The organism is Mesorhizobium tianshanense, from assembly GCF_007830515.1.
Lineage (GTDB): Bacteria > Pseudomonadota > Alphaproteobacteria > Rhizobiales > Rhizobiaceae > Mesorhizobium > Mesorhizobium tianshanense.
Window position 1 is genome coordinate 90,568 of record NZ_VLKT01000019.1, and the last position, 14,566, is coordinate 105,133.

Below are 14,566 nucleotides of genomic sequence, written 5' to 3' on the forward strand. Positions count from 1 at the left end.
ACTGATTCTTCTGAGCGGTGAATGTGATCGGATCGTCAGCCGGCGCGATCGGCAAAGAGCTTGCGGACGGCGGCGATCTCGTCCGCCGACAGCGCTCCGTCGCCATTGCGGTCGGCGAGGTCGAACAGCGGCATGCGGTTGCGGAACTCGTCCTCCGAGACCTTGCCGTCGCCATTCCCGTCCATGCGCCGCCAGCGAGTGCCAAGCCTGGCTTGCGCGGCGTCGGCGCGATCCATGATGGCGTCGCGGGCGCCTTCGATTTCCTTCTCGTCGATGACGCCATCGCCATTGCGATCGAGTTTCGTGAACAGGCGCTCGCGGGCCGCAAGCATCTCGTCCTTTGAAATCGCGCCGTCGCCATTGACGTCGACCCGCTGGAGCATGCGCTTGCCCGGCATGTCCGTGCCCGAAATCTCTTGGGCGTGCACGGCGGAAAGCGGTGCGAGCCCCAGAAGCAGGGCCGTAATGAGTACTGAACGTTTCACGATGATGGTCCTTTCGCTGTCATTGGCCGCGCTGTCGTTGGTTTCGGCGGCGACTGTTGACCGATACGCAGGAAGGACCCCGCCCCTACGCTCACCGGCAAAAAAATTCGCGCCACCCGCCCGGCGAGGCCGAAGCCGCCATCCGGGGCGTCGTGCAAAAAAATCGCCGCCTGCCGCGTAGGAGCAGGCAGGGCTGCGCGTAGAAGACCCTGCAAGGACGGTCCGCAGCGGCCCGTCCGATCGAAAGTGGAGACCAACATGAACAAGATCGCCATGGCCTGCGCGGGCCTGTTGCTTGGCGCAAGTGGCGCCTGGGCGGCAAACGGGTCCGGAGCAAGGGAAATCTTCCAGCGCATCGACACCAACCGGGACCGGATGCTGCAGTTCGGCGAGATCCAGGCGGCGCGGGCGCAGATGTTCGACCGGATGGACGCCAACCGCAACGGTCGGCTTGATCCGGACGAGGTGCGCACCGCCGTGGAACAGGTCAAGGCCAAACGCGACTTCCAGAGCGCGCAGGTTGCGGGCTTCAAGGCGCAGGCAAGCCACATGGACAGCAACGGCGACGGCAAAATTTCGCGCGACGAGTTTGCCGGCTTCATTCCCGACCGGCTGCTGCGGGCGGACAAGAACGGCGACCGCGCGCTTTCGCTTTCCGAACTGCGGACGCTCAGGCGCCAGTGACCGGCAACCTTTCAATACCAGAGGACAGATAGGATGAGACAGACAATCACAGCGTTTTGCGGACTGATGCTCGGCGCTTCAGTACTTGCTTCGCCTGCCAATGCCCTACCGACAGTGCCCGCTTCGGGCCTGACATCGGCTACCACTGCGCCCGAGCCTATCCGCCACCGGCGCGGCTTCTATGTCGTCGGCGGCGCCTATTACTACAACGGCCACCGGGGCTATGTGCACATGCGCCCCGGCTATCGCTACTACAATGGTTACTGGTTTCCGGCCGCCGCGTTCGCCGCCGGGGTTGCCGCGGCAACCGCCGCCCCGCCACCACGACCTGCCGCCCGGCTCGCCGCCGCGCATGTCCGCTGGTGCTACGACCGTTATGTCTCGTACCGCGCCTGGGACAACAGCTACCAACCCTATAACGGCCCCCGCCAGCAGTGCTGGTCGCCCTATAGCTGAGACGGGCGGGAGGAACGTCAGTCAGCGCGAGCGCCTGACCTTGGCGGTCGCAGTAGACAACCCTTCCCCGTCGGACGTGACGATCGCGGTCGGGTTGAGATCGACCAGCGCGCGAGCCACCTCGGCTACGCTGACGAATGTGTCGACGACCGGCAGGAAAAGGCGGACTGCCGACACGTGATTTCGGCCCACATCCAGCGCGGCTTGAAGCAGAGTTTGTTACCGTTTTCGCGAAAACGGTAACAACTTTACTAAGGCGGTGGCGAAGTTGGCGGCAAATCGCAACTCGTTCGCGTTGATTGCAAGTCACAAAAGCCTGGAGATGGGGGAGACGATTCCTGCCGGCCCGCACCGATACCCGCTACCCTATGTATGTGGGCGAGCGAGCCGAAACCACGAATGCAGGAACCTGTGCGTTTTGGAAGCAGATGAAACCGTCGTCTCCGTTGGCAGCGAAGGTCTGCCATAGCCACACCAAAATGAGGTAAAGCTTCCCCGGCTGCATACGAAAGAGCGCCGGCGCCAGCAGCATATGGCCGAATGGGGTTGTGGCGACAACTGCGTCAGCGATAGGCCCGCCACCGTTGTCGCCTTGCAATATTCCAGTCGTTCCGACGACGCTCCACAATGTTGCCATGCGCTCGACCAGCGCTGCGGGGCCGCCGATTTCATGGACTGCTATGCCGACACCACCTCTGGAGCGCAGATTTGGACTTGGTCCCCCGGCGGACAGCCAACTGAATTCGCTGTTGCCCAATGGCTTCACCGCAGCGTCCAACGCAATGGGTGATTCCAGAAAAATACCCACACCCGAGGACGAAAAGCCTTCTGTGGATATCGTTCCCAACTTTCCGTCGTTTCTTGACGTGAAACTGTGCACATTGCCGCTGCCTTCGCTCAACTCGGCTTCGTAGGGAGGTCCAATCAACCGCTCGCCCGGTTGGACGGTGAATCTCAAGGCTTGCGGGGGACGAAGTGCCTGGTCGGCTGCCCAGGCTTCCAGATATCGTCTGCTATCTTCCCTGACGATGCCGGTATCCGTGGTCCGTGTCGTTCTCTCATGCGTCGGATCAAATGACTCCATCTCTTTCGCAAGGCGTTGCTTCAGGAATGATCGAAAGGCCGCGATGTGCGGTTCAGTCTCGGCATGGTTCACCTTCGCGCGGCTTATGGATGCGCGCTCCTGCAGTTCCTGCCCGTTGCTCATGGTCACCTCCGAAAGACAAATTGTCGTCAACTGCCATAGCCACCATTGGCCAGCGCCGCGATTTAGCCGGAGCGCGCTTACGGATGACCTACGGATCAATCGCCGGCGCAATCTCTTCTCCCAAGCGCGTCCGGCGCCGCCGATCGTAACCATGTACTACAACCGCTCGCCGCCCTTGCGTCTTGCGCGCCAATTGACCATCCTCGCCGACATTGATTGCACCGCGGCCGGGGGGTTCGCACATGCCGACGCTGTATGCGCTGAAACCGGCCTTCCAGGCGAAGCTGCGGCCGCTCTCCGATCGGCTGGCCGTGGCCGGCGTCACTGCCAACCAGATCACGCTGCTGGCCGCTGCCCTGTCGGTCGCCACCGGCAATCTGGTCGCCGCCCTTGCCGACCATCGCGCGGTCTTCCTGCTGATGCCGGTGGTGCTGTTCGCGCGGATGGCGCTGAACGCCATCGACGGCATGTTGGCGCGAGAACACGGACAGGCGTCGAAACTCGGCATGTATCTCAACGAACTCTGCGACGTTGTCTCCGACCTCGCTCTGATCCTGGCCTTTGCCGCCGTCTTCCCAGCCTGGGGCGTCGTCGCTTTCGCCATCGCGGCGAACATCGTGGAATTCGCCGGCGTGCTCGGCATAGCGGCGGGCACGGGGCGCAACTATGCCGGGCCGTTCGGCAAGAGCGACCGGGCGCTGGCGCTCGGCATAATCGCCGTGCTTGTCGCCTGCGGCCTGTGGGTCGAGGACATTGCGCCCTTTGTGTTTCCGGCCATGGCTACATTCTCGCTGGTGACCGCCATCAACCGGATACGCAGCGGCCTTAACGGGAGCTGAAATTCCGGTCGCAACCGCCAGGGGAACAACATGCTTCACGAACAGACGATTGCCGCCGCAGCAGCCGTGGCAAGTCTCAAGCGGGTGGCGCATGAGCGCAGCTTCAAGAGCCATGACGGCACCGAGATCTTCTATCGCTACTGGCCTGCGCTATCGGAAAGCCGCAAGAGCGCGGTCCTGCTGTTCCATCGCGGTCACGAGCATGGCGGCCGCATGGCCCATCTGGTCGACGAACTCGATATGCCCGACCAGGCCTTCTACGCCTGGGACGCACGCGGCAATGGCCGCTCGGCCGGCGAGCGCGGCTATGCGCCGTCCTTTGCGGCGCTGGTGCGCGACATCGATTGTTTTGTGCGCGAGATCGGCAGAGACGGGTTCGGCCAGCGCGATATCGCGCTGATCGCGCAATCCTTCGGCGCCGTGCTCGCCGCCGCCTGGGTGCATGATTATGCGCCGCAGATTCGCGCTTTGGTGCTGGCCTCGCCGGCCTTCTCGGTCAAGCTCTACGTGCCGTTTGCCAAGCAAGGCATTGCGCTGTGGCAGAAGATCAAGGGGCGCTTCTTCGTCAATTCCTACGTCAAGGCCAAGTTCCTGACGCACGACCCCGAGCGCATCGCCTCCTTCGAGGCCGATCCGCTGATCACGCGGCCGATCGCCTCCAACATCCTGGTCGAGCTTTATGACCACGCCGCGCGCATCGTCTCGGATGCGCGCGCCATCACCGTGCCGACGCAAGTGCTGATCTCGGGCAGCGACTGGGTGGTGCGGCATGGACCGCAGCACGAGTTCTTCGTCAATCTCGCCAGCCCGGCCAAGGAACGGCATGTGCTGCCCGGATTCTTCCACGACACGCTGGGCGAGCGCGACCGCCGCCAGGCGCTCGACCTGATCAAGCCGTTCCTCGAAAAACAGTTTGCGACGCCGAAGAAGCCGGTCGACCTGACCGGGGCCGATCGCGCCGGCTACACGCGCGACGAGGCCGACCGGCTGGCGTCGCCGCTCGCCCTGCTGTCGCCGAAGGGCCTCTACTGGGCCATGAGCCGCGCCTCGATCCGCATGGGCGCATGGCTGTCGTCAGGCATGAAGACGGGGGTTGCCACCGGCTTCGATTCCGGCTCGACGCTCGATTATGTCTATGAGAACGTGGCGCGGGGTACCGGTCCGCTTGGTCGCATGATCGACCGCACCTTTCTCGACGCCATCGGCTGGCGCGGCATCCGCCAGCGCAAGCTCAATCTGGAAGAGCTGATCGGCAGCGCCACCGGGACACTGAAGTCCGCCGGCGGGCCGGTCCATATCGTCGATATCGCCGCCGGCCATGGCCGCTACGTGCTCGACGCCGTCGCCAAATGCGCTCAGCCGCCGGCCAGCGTGCGGCTGCAGGATTTCTCCGAACTCAATGTTTCGCTCGGACGGAAGCTGATCGCCGAACGGCATCTGTCGACCAGCGTCTCGTTCCATCAGGCCGACGCCTTCGACACCCAGATGCTTGCCGGGCTGGAGCCGGCGCCGGATCTCGCCATCGTCTCCGGGCTTTACGAATTGCTTGCCGACAACGCCATGATCGCCCGCTCGCTGGGCGGGCTGGCCAAGGCGTTGCAGCCCGGCGGCCTGCTTCTCTACACCAACCAGCCCTGGCACCCGCAGCTCGAGATGATCGCGCGCAGCCTGACCTCGCACCGCGGTGGCCAGGCCTGGGTGATGCGCCGGCGCACGCAAGGCGAGATGGACCAGCTGGTCGCGGCGGCCGGCTTCGAGAAGCTCGACCAGCGCATCGACCAATGGGGCATCTTCACCGTTTCGGTCGCGCGGCGCGTCTGAGCATGGTCTCGCCTGCCCCTGGCCCCGCCGCTGCCGCTCCTCCCCACGGGCCCTCTCAAAACGAGACTGCCCCTGCCCGCGCGCGCTATGCCGGCGTGGTGCTGCGGGCGGCGTTGTGGCTGGCGTTTCTGGCGCCGTTCTTCTATTCGACCTACGGCTTCGCCAACTGGCTGGCGTCGCGGCGCGACGATGTCGGCAGCATCGTCTTCGCCTGGGAGCGCGGCATCCCGTTCATCGCCTGGACGATCGTGCCCTACTGGTCGATCAACCTGTTCTACGGCCTGTCGCTGCTGCTGAACGATACGAAGAGCGGCGTCGACCGCCTCGCCGGCCGTTATCTCACGGCGCAGATCATCGCCGTCGCCTGCTTCATCCTGTTCCCGCTGACGGTGACCTTCACGCAGCCGCAAACATCAGGCCTGCCGGGCTTCATGTTCGCGGTGCTCGGCGGCTTCGACAAGCCGTTCAACCAGGCGCCGTCGCTGCACATCGCGCTGCTGGTCATCATCTGGGATCACTGGCGCTATCGCCTCAAAGGCATGGCCATCGTCTGGCATGCCTGGTGTTTCCTGATCGGCGCCTCGGTGCTGACGACATGGCAGCACCACGTCATCGATATCCCGACCGGCGCGCTGCTCGGCTTCTTCACCCTGTGGCTGTTTCCGCGCGACGGCGAATTGCCGTTCGCCCGCTTCCGGCTGACCGCCGACGCCAAGGCCAGGCGGCTGGCGCTGTTCTACGCGCTTGGCGCCGCGCTTGCGTTAGCCGGCGCCGTGGCCGGCGCGTTCGCCTCGGCGCTGTGGCTCATTCTGCTGTGGCCGGCGCTGGCTTTGGCCATCGTCGCCTTCGCCTATGCCGGGGCCGGAGCCAAGGTGTTCCAGAAAGCGGACGACGGCAGCGTCTCGCTGGCCAGCCGTGTTCTGCTGCTGCCCTACCGGCTTGGCGCGAAAGTCAACATATGGGCATGGACGCGCAGATTGACGCCGCAGATCGCGGTTGCCGACGGCATCTTCCTCGGCCGCTTTCCCACCGCCGCAGAGGCCGATGCTTTCGGCACGGTGATCGACCTTGCCGGCGAGCTGGAGCGGCCGCGCGGCGTCACCAGTAGCTGGACCAGCCTTGCCATGCTCGACCTCCTGCCGCCGCCCCGGGACAAGCTTGCCGAGGCGGTGGCAATGATCGAGGACGCGCGCGGCCAAGGCACCGTGCTGGTCTGCTGCGCGCTCGGCTTCCAGCGCAGCGCCGGCGTCGTCGCCGAGTGGCTGGTTGCCAGCGGCCGCTCGCCGACGCCGGCGCAGGCGCACAAGCAGCTCGCGGCATCGGGCCGACCGGTGCATCTTGCGATCGCGGTGGACGAGCCGGCATGAGTACCCATCGGGACAGAGCCGAAACTTTCGCCGCCAGCCTGATGACACAGGCGGTGTGGCCGCTGCTGCTGGTGCTGGCCGTCTTGGTGGCCGCGCCGGTCATTGCCGTGGCAGCGCAGCCACAGGCGACGACGCTTGCGGCGGCGGCCTGGCTGGTCGCGGCCGCGAGCGGCGTGATCACCATCGCTCTCTCGGCTTTGCTCGTGTTCGACGCGTTGCTGTTCTGGCTGATGGCGAGCCACATCAGCGAGGCCGCTGGCGGTGCCTCGGTCGACGACGTGCTGGCGCGCATGCGCGTCAAACCGGCCACTGCCGGCATCCGCTCGCTCGACCGGCGCATCGCGGGCACGCAGCGCCTGCTGATGAAACAGCGTATCGCGCTTGGCCTGTTCGTGGCGGCATCCGCCGCCTTGTCTTTCTGAGCCGGACAATGAGCAAGCTTGGCACCCGCAGCTTCACCCTGCTGCAGACCGTCACCTCGGTCGGCCTGTCGGCGCTGGCCTGGGCGGTGACCGGCGTGCGGCCGATCTGGAACGGCAGCCAGCCATCGGACCGGCAGCGCATCTACTTCGCCAACCATGCCAGCCACGGCGACTTCATCCTGTTGTCGGCCTGCCTCGACGAGAAGGAGCGCGCCCGCACCCATGCCGTCGCCGCCGCCGACTATTGGGGAAAATCGCGGCTGCGCCGCTTCATCGCGCAAGACATGCTGTCCTCCGTGCTCATCCACCGGCAGTGGACCGACGAGGCGCAGAATCCGATCGCAATCATGCTGTCGGTGCTCGACAAAGGTCATTCGCTGATCATCTTTCCCGAAGGCACGCGCAACATGACCGACGCGCCGCTGCTGCCGTTCCGCTCCGGCCTCTACAATCTGTCGATGGCGCGGCCCGACGTCGAACTCATCCCGTGCTGGATCGAGAACATGTCGCGGGTGTTGCCCAAGGGTCAGTTCGTGCCGGTGCCGCTGCTCTGCCGCGTCGTCTTCGGCGCGCCGATCGCCCTTGCGCCAGGTGAGGAACGACGCGCCTTTCTCGACCGCGCCCGCCAGACGCTGCTTGCGCTCAACCCCCGCCCGCAAACACATGATGCGGAAAAGTCGAACCCGGTTTTCCGGAAAACATCATGCGATCACAAGAGCCTGGAGCATCGTACCCGATCCGATATCCGGCACGATGCTCAAAGGGACGACTAGAAGACCATGCCCATGCACGAAACCCTCATTCTGGTTGTCGGCCTCGCTGCGGTGCTGACCACGGCAAGCCTGGTCGCCGGCATCCTGTCGTGGCGCGCACCGAAGCCGCTCTCCTCGACGCTGGTCAACCTCAACCAGCGCATCAACGCCTGGTGGGTGATGGTCGTGGCGATCACCGTCGCCTTCTTCTTCGGCCGCTCGGGCATGACCATCCTGTTCGCGCTGATCTCGTTTGCCGCCTTGCGTGAGTTCGTGACGCTGACGCACAGCCGCCGCAGCGACCATTGGGTGCTACTCGGCATGTTCGGCCTCATCATCCCGTTCCAGTACTGGCTGGTGTGGACCGCATGGTACGGCCTCTTCACCATCTTCATTCCGGTCTACTGCTTCCTGCTGATGCCTGCGATCACCGCGCTTCATGGCGACACCGAGCGCTTTCTCGAACGCGTTTCGGCGCAGCAATGGGCTGTGATGATCTCGGTCTATTGCGTCAGTCATGTGCCGGCGCTGTTGACACTCGACGTGCCCGGCTTCGAGGGCCGCAATTTGTTGCTGGTCGCGTTCCTGATCATCACCGTCCAAGGCAGCGACGTGCTGCAATACATCTTCGGCAAGCTGTTCGGCAGGCACTTGATGTCGCCCAAGGTTTCGCCGTCGAAAACCTGGGAGGGACTGGTCGGCGGGCTGGTGACGTCGAGCCTGCTTGGCGCGCTGCTGTCGTTCCTGACGCCGTTTTCGCCCGTCCAGGCGGCAGCCGTCGCCTTCATCGCCTGCCTGATGGGATTCCTCGGCGGGCTGGTCGCCTCCGCCATCAAACGCGACCAGGGGGTGAAGGACTGGGGCCATCTGATCGACGGCCATGGCGGCATGATGGACCGCGCCGACAGCCTGGTCTTCGCCGCCCCGGTGTTCTTTCACACGGTGCGCTATTTCTGGACGTGAGAGCGAGTTACGGTCTCAGCCTGCGGCGGCAAGCGGCGCTTTCTTGGCAGGGCGCGGCCGGCGGCGCATGCGGCGCTTGGCGGCGACCTTCAGGGCGACGGGCGGATCGCTCGACAACGCGCCCAGAACGGCATCGACCATGCCATACGCCACAAAATCGGCGTTGATGTCATTGGCCAATTTGACGGCTGTCTCCTTGTCGTCGTCGTCCTCCGACCAGAACACGATGCCTACCCGCAGCGCCGGCTTGGCCCGTTTTAACCGACGAACTAGGAAACGAGCGTGCTTGACGGAGTCCGGGTTCAGGAATCCGGCCACCACAGTGTCGACAGTATCGAGCTCGAGCCGGCGAATGTTCGCCGGTTCCATGTCGGCAAAGCTCGCCTTCGAGACCGTCGCCCCCTGGACTTCGAGCACCTGCGCCAGCATGGCGGCGGCGGCATCATCAAGTTCCCCGCGGCCGCCGGCACAAAGCACCGACATATCCGTGCCATCCGGCAGTTCGGTGTCGTCCTCGCCCTCCCCTTGGGCCTGCTTTTCCTTGTCCGCTGTGGCAGGCTCGGCCGCAGCCGGATCATCATCCTCCTGCGCTTCCTCCTGTGCGCTGTCGTCGAGGTTCGCCACCAGCGTCTGCGCACTGGCCGCCACCTGCCGTCTCTGCTCATCGCCCATGACACCGCGCACGCGATCCTGTTCACCGAGCAGAAGTGCCGGAATGGCGACCTTGTCATAGAATTCGAACAGATATTTTTCCTCCAGGATCTCCTCGGCGTGATCTGTGGCTTCCTCTGGATCACCGGCCAATAGCCGTTGGTAGAGCCGAGCATGCGGTTCGAGTACGGGTTCGTTGCCGAACAGAACGTCGAGGAATTCGAACTGCGGCACGTGCCTGCCGAGCACGACGAGACAGACAGTGAGCGGCGTCGACAGAACCAGGCCCAGCGGCCCCCAAAGCCAGGTCCAGAAGATAGCCGCAACGATGATGGCCAATGGTGAAAGCCCCGTTCGTGAACCGTAGAGCCACGGTTCGACGACGTTGCCGGTTATCATTTCCATGGCCACGAACAGCCCGGCGGTCCACAGCACGAGCGACCAGCCGGGAGCCACGGCAAGCGCCAGGAACAGAGGCAGCAGCGCACCAATGATCGGGCCGATATAGGGAACAAAGCGCAGCGCCAGCGCCAGCAATCCCCACAGCAGTGCATTGGGTATGCCCAAAATCCAAAGCCCTGCCGTAATCGGTATGGCATAGATGATATTCACGACCAATTGCATGAGCAGATATCGACCGACCCGCTTGCCCGCTTCCTGGAGCGCCTCGGTGGTCCGATGAAGGTCGCCGTAACCGACGAGGCGTATGAAACGATCGCGCAGGTCCTCGCGCTCGAGCAGCATGAAGATGACGACGACGACGATCAGACCGGCCGATGCCAGCGGGCTGATCAGCGGCCCGATCAGGTTCTGGAGGACCTGGAGCGGCCTTTCGCGCGCGATGATCTCGACAGGCACTGGCTCGCGCCGTGGCTGATCCGCGGCGGGCTGTGAGGTTTCCTGCCTGTTGAGTTCCTGGCCAACGCGTTCGATCACCCCGCTCAGCCTGGCAATGATGCCGCCGCCGACGCCGGTCTCCTTGAGGGACCTGACCTTGGTCAGGATATTTGACTGGTAGAGCGGAATGTTCTGCGCCAGTTCGCCGACCTGCGTGGCTACAATGAAGGAGAACAGCGCAAGGACCGTGAACGCGCCCAGCACACTGGCGATGACCGCAGGAAGGCGGGGAATGCCGACTCGTTTGAGTGCCGAAACCATGGGTGCAAGCGCAAAGGTAAGCAGCAGAGCGATTGCGATCGGCAGGAAAACCTCGCGCCCGAAATACAGGGCCGCGACCGCCGCCACGACAGTCGCGACGGTGGGCAATGACATGCGCGGAAGGGCCCTGGCAGCGGAAACAATGCCCACCAGCCCGGGGTCCGACGGGTGCATGCCGTTTCGACGATTGGCCGCCACTTGATGCCTCCACCCTGTCAACACGATGATCAGGCATATTTAGCTGGCATGCAACTTCGCTTCTTTCGCGCCGGGGCCTGACGGCGCGAGCAGCAAGGGACGCGCTTCGCCAACCGGCTGCTCACTCCACAAGGGCAGAGGCAGGCCGGCACCTCCGCCGATTCGTTCCGCGACATCGGCCCGGCAACAGTGTATAGGCCTTCAAGAGGGGCAAATCCCCAGATCGGCTGCAAGCATTGTTTCGTCCCATCGCCAGTATTGAAGACGCGCAGACGCTGGCACAGGCCATCGTCAATACGGTCGTCGAACCCTTCCTTGTCCTTGACGAGAAGTTTCGCGTGCTCGCGGCCAGCCGCTCCTTCTATCAGACCTTCAAGGTCGACCCCGAGCAGACACACGGCTCGCTGCTCTACGCGCTCGGCGACGGCCAGTGGGACATTCCAGCGCTCCGCCTGCTCCTGGAGACGATCATCCCCGAGAAGACCGCCATGGACGGCTTCGAGGTCGAGCATGATTTCCCCAATATCGGTCCGCGCACGATGCTGCTCAACGCCCGAAAGGTTCTCTACGACCACAGTTCAGCCGTGACCATCCTGCTCGCCTTCAACGACATCACGGCCCGCCGTGCCATCGAAAGGGAAAAGGAAGAGCTTCTCGGCCGTACCGAAGACCTGCTGCGGCAAAAGGATATGCTGCTGCGCGAAATGGAGCACCGGGTCGCCAACAGCCTGCAGATCATCGCCAGTATCCTTTTGTTGAAGGCCCGCTCGGTCACATCAGAGGAAACTCGTCAGCATTTGACGGATGCCCATCAGCGGGTTCTGTCGGTCGCCGAAGTGCAGCGTCACCTCCACACGTCGACCGGCGTCGAAGAGATCGATGTCGTGTCCTATCTTTCGAAGCTGTGCAGCAGCCTGGCCGTCTCGATGGTTGGTGAAGACCAGCCGATCGCGGTCAACGTCACGGCACAAGGCGGCAGGATAGACTCGCAGAAGGCGGTGAGCCTTGGCCTGATCGTCACCGAGCTCGTTCTCAACGCGATCAAATATGCCTTCCCGATGGAGAAGGCCAAGGCGCTGATCCAGGTGTCTTACGAAACCGACGGCGACGACTGGAAGCTGACAGTGTCGGACAACGGCGCCGGCAAACTCACCAGCGAGGCGCCGAGTGCGGGCCTGGGAACAGCCATCGTCGAGGCGCTGGTCAAGCAGTTGGAGGCCAAGATCGAGGTCATCAGCGACACCAGCGGCACCAGCGTGTCGGTGACCAGGGCGACGTTCACCTCACGCATACCGCGGGCAGCGTAGCCTAATCCATCCTATGGAATCGCAGCGCTTCCAGGGAGGATCATGGTTCTGCGCACCCTGTGGCGAATTAGGTGATTCCGGATGGAACCAATCCTTCGCTGCTGTGTTAATTGAGATACCGAACATCCCAAGCGTTCGGTCGCTAAAGAGCCCGCTTCCCGATCCCCCTCCGGAGCGCGGGTTTTTTTGCGCCTCCGCCCGGCAACGGGTACGTCATTTGACATAGACCCCGGGCGCTACCCGGCCATAGGCCTACCGAAACGCCTGCCGTCCCGAAATCGTCTCTATCTTGATCTGGTAGAATAGATGGCTGTCCGCCGTGACCAGCGTCGCGCCCAGATTGAGCGCGCCGGGCTCCCACCAGTTGGCATGCTTCTGCAGCAGCGACCAGGCAAATTCACGCTCATGATCCGACAAGGGAGCCAACTGGTCGATGGCAGGAGCCGTCCGGTCCAGGGCGGGCGTCTTCGGCAGGTCCTCAAAGAGGCCGTCGACGACGACGCTCTTCCAGCCGTGGACGCTGCCGACATCGTCGACCTGCAGGCAGACGTGCGGGTTGCCCCGCATCCACTCGACCTTCTTGCCGGGCAGCGAGAAGCTGAAAATGAAATCGTCGCCGAAGGCAAAATGGATCGGCACCACGTAAGGCCGCTTGTCCCTGACGCAGGCCAGGCAGCCAAGCCTGGCCGATCTCAACAGGGCAATGCATTCTGGCCGCGTCATCTCCCTGATATTCATTGCGATTGTTCTTTACGTAGGTGTTCGCGCCTGCTGCCGGTCAGGCAAGCTGGTCGATACGGCGGATGGCCTGGACCGCCTCTGCCTCGGCGACGCCGATCAGCGCATCGATGGCCTGGATCGTCTCGATGTGACCACGGGCTGCCACCATCCTGCGCAGAGCGTGCAGATCGTCTCGAATGTCGCAGAGCGTGGTTCGGACCGTGAGGGACATGGGCCGCCTTCCTCGACACAACCGCTGGACACGGCGATAGGTTCCGCCTTTCGGTCTGGCATCTCGCTCGCACGGGTGCGGCCATTGCCAAGGAGCACGATAATTTCTGCAAGATGACCAAACAGCTCGGCGGCGCCAACTGACCGTCGCCGTCTTGCCAGCCGAAATGGCGGGCATTGTGCCTGCCATTTTTGTGAGCCTCCCGTCACAGTCATGACGACACCAGTGGCTCACCTTTGCTGTGGTCAGACCTGGCCCGAATGGCGCAGCCAATGACGGTCGAACACATCGAGGATAGCCCGGAACTCGGTCGGCGGGATCTGGTTGGCGCCGCCGTCGCTGCTGTCTCCGATGAGGAATTGCGCCAGCTGCCGGTCGACCGCTTCCGGCTGCTCTATGGACAGGCCGAGCGATGCCAAATCCCCGGCGATCGACCCGCCGGGGGGCAGATAGCCACCCCATGCCTCGGGTACCGGATCGCGCAAGCGTACGATCAGGATCCTGGTCAGCGACGGCTGTGGCTCCGGCCCAATGATGGTGCCGCCGCACATATAGCCGCCAAGCACGCTTCCCGGCTGCGACTGCGGGAACAGGCAGAGAAAGAAATGGGCATCGCCGCCGTTTTCCTTCAGATGCGCATAAAGGCCGCGTTTTGTTGGCGTCACCGGCCCTCCGACCTGTAGCTGCCCGGTTGGCAACACCTCGCGATAGGCAGCAGTCAGGCCGTGCGCACCAGGCCCGGTCTCTATCGACAGGCTGCCCCTGATCAGTTGGCCGCGATAATAGGGCGACAAGGCGCGCGAATAGCATGCGTAGGTTCCGGCCAGGGCCAATCCAAGGCTTCGCTCCTCATGCCCGGAGGCCGTCTCGAAATGCGCACCGGCGCGGCGTTCCAGTTCCGCCCTCTCGATGCCGTGCCTGGCGCAGATCGCCGCCGTGAAGCCTGGCAGGTCGCTCTCGGCGATCCAGGCGCCGGGCTGTTCCAGCTTGAGAAGCTTCGACCAATCGTCGTAGACACTGAGCTCGCGTGGCCGGGCGCGACCCTGCAGCCATTTGTCGGCACGGCCGAGATCGAACGCCGTCTTCGGGTTGACGCCCCGGAACGCCGCCGCAAGGTCCTTGCGGGTGACGGTTCCCAGCAGGGCCGCAGTCAGCCGTAGCTTCTGCGCGATATACTGTGCCATCCGACCCGCCCCTTTATGCCCGCCACAAGCATAACACGTGCCAGCAGTTACCGTCTTATTTTTCCATAAGCTAATATTCCAGGAATTCCGGAGAATTCCATACCGTTCCACGCGCCTGCC

General features: G+C 63.8%; 16 protein-coding genes. 9 read left to right on the top strand and 7 right to left on the bottom strand.

All coding sequences use genetic code 11. From position 1 onward, the window contains the following. Positions 1–35: 35 nt before the first annotated feature. A complete protein-coding gene (locus tag IQ26_RS16720) occupies positions 36–485 on the bottom strand; it encodes an EF-hand domain-containing protein (RefSeq protein ID WP_240547146.1) in 450 nt (149 codons plus the stop codon). A 258-nt stretch (positions 486–743) separates the two neighbouring features. Between IQ26_RS16720 and IQ26_RS16725 the strand changes: the two genes are divergently transcribed. Then, positions 744–1,169 carry an EF-hand domain-containing protein gene (locus IQ26_RS16725; RefSeq protein WP_145719151.1) on the top strand — a complete coding sequence of 142 codons (426 nt, stop codon included), beginning with the start codon at positions 744–746 and terminating at the stop codon, positions 1,167–1,169. A gap of 33 nt (positions 1,170–1,202) precedes the next feature. After that, positions 1,203–1,625 carry a BA14K family protein gene (locus tag IQ26_RS16730; RefSeq protein ID WP_145719153.1) on the top strand — a complete coding sequence of 141 codons (423 nt, stop codon included), beginning with the start codon at positions 1,203–1,205 and terminating at the stop codon, positions 1,623–1,625. Positions 1,626–1,646: 21 nt separating this feature from the next. Here IQ26_RS16730 and IQ26_RS39145 read toward each other — a convergent pair whose 3' ends face one another. Continuing rightward, complete coding sequence (locus tag IQ26_RS39145) at positions 1,647–1,802, bottom strand: hypothetical protein (RefSeq protein WP_156090937.1); 156 nt, start codon at positions 1,800–1,802, stop codon at positions 1,647–1,649. 184 nt (positions 1,803–1,986) lie between these two features. Beyond that, positions 1,987–2,832 (bottom strand): hypothetical protein, encoded by an 846-nt coding sequence (locus IQ26_RS16735; protein ID WP_145719155.1) that lies wholly within the window; start codon positions 2,830–2,832, stop codon positions 1,987–1,989. A 242-nt stretch (positions 2,833–3,074) separates the two neighbouring features. On the opposite strand from IQ26_RS16735, the gene IQ26_RS16740 reads away from it, so the two are divergent. From IQ26_RS16740 to IQ26_RS16765, 6 genes are read left to right on the top strand one after another with little or no spacing between them, the layout of a single operon-like run. Next, positions 3,075–3,671 (top strand): CDP-alcohol phosphatidyltransferase family protein, encoded by a 597-nt coding sequence (locus tag IQ26_RS16740; protein ID WP_145719157.1) that lies wholly within the window; start codon positions 3,075–3,077, stop codon positions 3,669–3,671. Between the two features lie 30 nt (positions 3,672–3,701). Next, on the top strand, positions 3,702–5,492 hold the full coding sequence (locus IQ26_RS16745; RefSeq protein WP_145719159.1) for a bifunctional alpha/beta hydrolase/class I SAM-dependent methyltransferase: 1,791 nt from the start codon (positions 3,702–3,704) through the stop codon (positions 5,490–5,492). Positions 5,493–5,494: 2 nt separating this feature from the next. Then, positions 5,495–6,859 carry a phosphatase PAP2/dual specificity phosphatase family protein gene (locus tag IQ26_RS16750; RefSeq protein WP_240547147.1) on the top strand — a complete coding sequence of 455 codons (1,365 nt, stop codon included), beginning with the start codon at positions 5,495–5,497 and terminating at the stop codon, positions 6,857–6,859. Continuing rightward, entirely contained in the window at positions 6,856–7,281 is a 426-nt protein-coding gene (locus tag IQ26_RS16755) for a hypothetical protein (RefSeq protein WP_145719161.1), read from the top strand. The genes IQ26_RS16750 and IQ26_RS16755 overlap by 4 nt, the downstream gene beginning before the upstream one ends. An 8-nt stretch (positions 7,282–7,289) precedes the next feature. Continuing rightward, positions 7,290–8,054, top strand: coding sequence for a lysophospholipid acyltransferase family protein (locus IQ26_RS16760; protein ID WP_145719163.1), 765 nt, complete (start codon positions 7,290–7,292; stop codon positions 8,052–8,054). A 12-nt stretch (positions 8,055–8,066) separates the two neighbouring features. Further along, the gene (locus IQ26_RS16765; protein ID WP_145719165.1) at positions 8,067–8,996 is read left to right on the top strand and encodes a phosphatidate cytidylyltransferase; all 930 of its coding nucleotides are present in this window, start codon (positions 8,067–8,069) and stop codon (positions 8,994–8,996) included. A 15-nt stretch (positions 8,997–9,011) separates the two neighbouring features. On the opposite strand, the gene IQ26_RS16770 is transcribed toward IQ26_RS16765, so the two are convergent. Beyond that, positions 9,012–11,003, bottom strand: a complete 1,992-nt coding sequence (locus IQ26_RS16770) for an AI-2E family transporter (RefSeq protein WP_162457980.1) — start codon at positions 11,001–11,003, stop codon at positions 9,012–9,014. 236 nt (positions 11,004–11,239) lie between these two features. Here IQ26_RS16770 and IQ26_RS16775 point away from each other — a divergent pair, with 236 nt between their 5' ends. After that, the gene (locus IQ26_RS16775; RefSeq protein ID WP_145719167.1) at positions 11,240–12,310 is read left to right on the top strand and encodes a sensor histidine kinase; all 1,071 of its coding nucleotides are present in this window, start codon (positions 11,240–11,242) and stop codon (positions 12,308–12,310) included. A gap of 252 nt (positions 12,311–12,562) precedes the next feature. On the opposite strand, the gene IQ26_RS16780 is transcribed toward IQ26_RS16775, so the two are convergent. The 3 genes from IQ26_RS16780 to IQ26_RS16785 all read right to left on the bottom strand — a co-directional run bounded on the left by IQ26_RS16780 (position 12,563) and on the right by IQ26_RS16785 (position 14,446). Continuing rightward, the gene (locus IQ26_RS16780) at positions 12,563–13,048 is read right to left on the bottom strand and encodes a pyridoxamine 5'-phosphate oxidase family protein (protein ID WP_145719169.1); all 486 of its coding nucleotides are present in this window, start codon (positions 13,046–13,048) and stop codon (positions 12,563–12,565) included. Positions 13,049–13,088: 40 nt separating this feature from the next. After that, positions 13,089–13,262 carry a hypothetical protein gene (locus IQ26_RS39150; RefSeq protein WP_156090938.1) on the bottom strand — a complete coding sequence of 58 codons (174 nt, stop codon included), beginning with the start codon at positions 13,260–13,262 and terminating at the stop codon, positions 13,089–13,091. A 245-nt stretch (positions 13,263–13,507) separates the two neighbouring features. Then, a complete protein-coding gene (locus tag IQ26_RS16785) occupies positions 13,508–14,446 on the bottom strand; it encodes a hypothetical protein (protein ID WP_145719171.1) in 939 nt (312 codons plus the stop codon). Positions 14,447–14,566: the final 120 nt, after the last annotated feature.

Coding starts and splice junctions, on each gene's coding strand:
- IQ26_RS16725 (WP_145719151.1), top strand. CDS start 744: ATGAACAAGATCGCCATGGCCTGCGCGGGCCTGTTGCTTGGCGCAAGT.
- IQ26_RS16730 (WP_145719153.1), top strand. CDS start 1,203: ATGAGACAGACAATCACAGCGTTTTGCGGACTGATGCTCGGCGCTTCA.
- IQ26_RS16735 (WP_145719155.1), bottom strand. CDS start 2,832: ATGAGCAACGGGCAGGAACTGCAGGAGCGCGCATCCATAAGCCGCGCG.
- IQ26_RS16740 (WP_145719157.1), top strand. CDS start 3,075: ATGCCGACGCTGTATGCGCTGAAACCGGCCTTCCAGGCGAAGCTGCGG.
- IQ26_RS16745 (WP_145719159.1), top strand. CDS start 3,702: ATGCTTCACGAACAGACGATTGCCGCCGCAGCAGCCGTGGCAAGTCTC.
- IQ26_RS16750 (WP_240547147.1), top strand. CDS start 5,495: ATGGTCTCGCCTGCCCCTGGCCCCGCCGCTGCCGCTCCTCCCCACGGG.
- IQ26_RS16755 (WP_145719161.1), top strand. CDS start 6,856: ATGAGTACCCATCGGGACAGAGCCGAAACTTTCGCCGCCAGCCTGATG.
- IQ26_RS16760 (WP_145719163.1), top strand. CDS start 7,290: ATGAGCAAGCTTGGCACCCGCAGCTTCACCCTGCTGCAGACCGTCACC.
- IQ26_RS16765 (WP_145719165.1), top strand. CDS start 8,067: ATGCACGAAACCCTCATTCTGGTTGTCGGCCTCGCTGCGGTGCTGACC.
- IQ26_RS16780 (WP_145719169.1), bottom strand. CDS start 13,048: ATGAATATCAGGGAGATGACGCGGCCAGAATGCATTGCCCTGTTGAGA.
- IQ26_RS39150 (WP_156090938.1), bottom strand. CDS start 13,262: ATGTCCCTCACGGTCCGAACCACGCTCTGCGACATTCGAGACGATCTG.
- IQ26_RS16785 (WP_145719171.1), bottom strand. CDS start 14,446: ATGGCACAGTATATCGCGCAGAAGCTACGGCTGACTGCGGCCCTGCTG.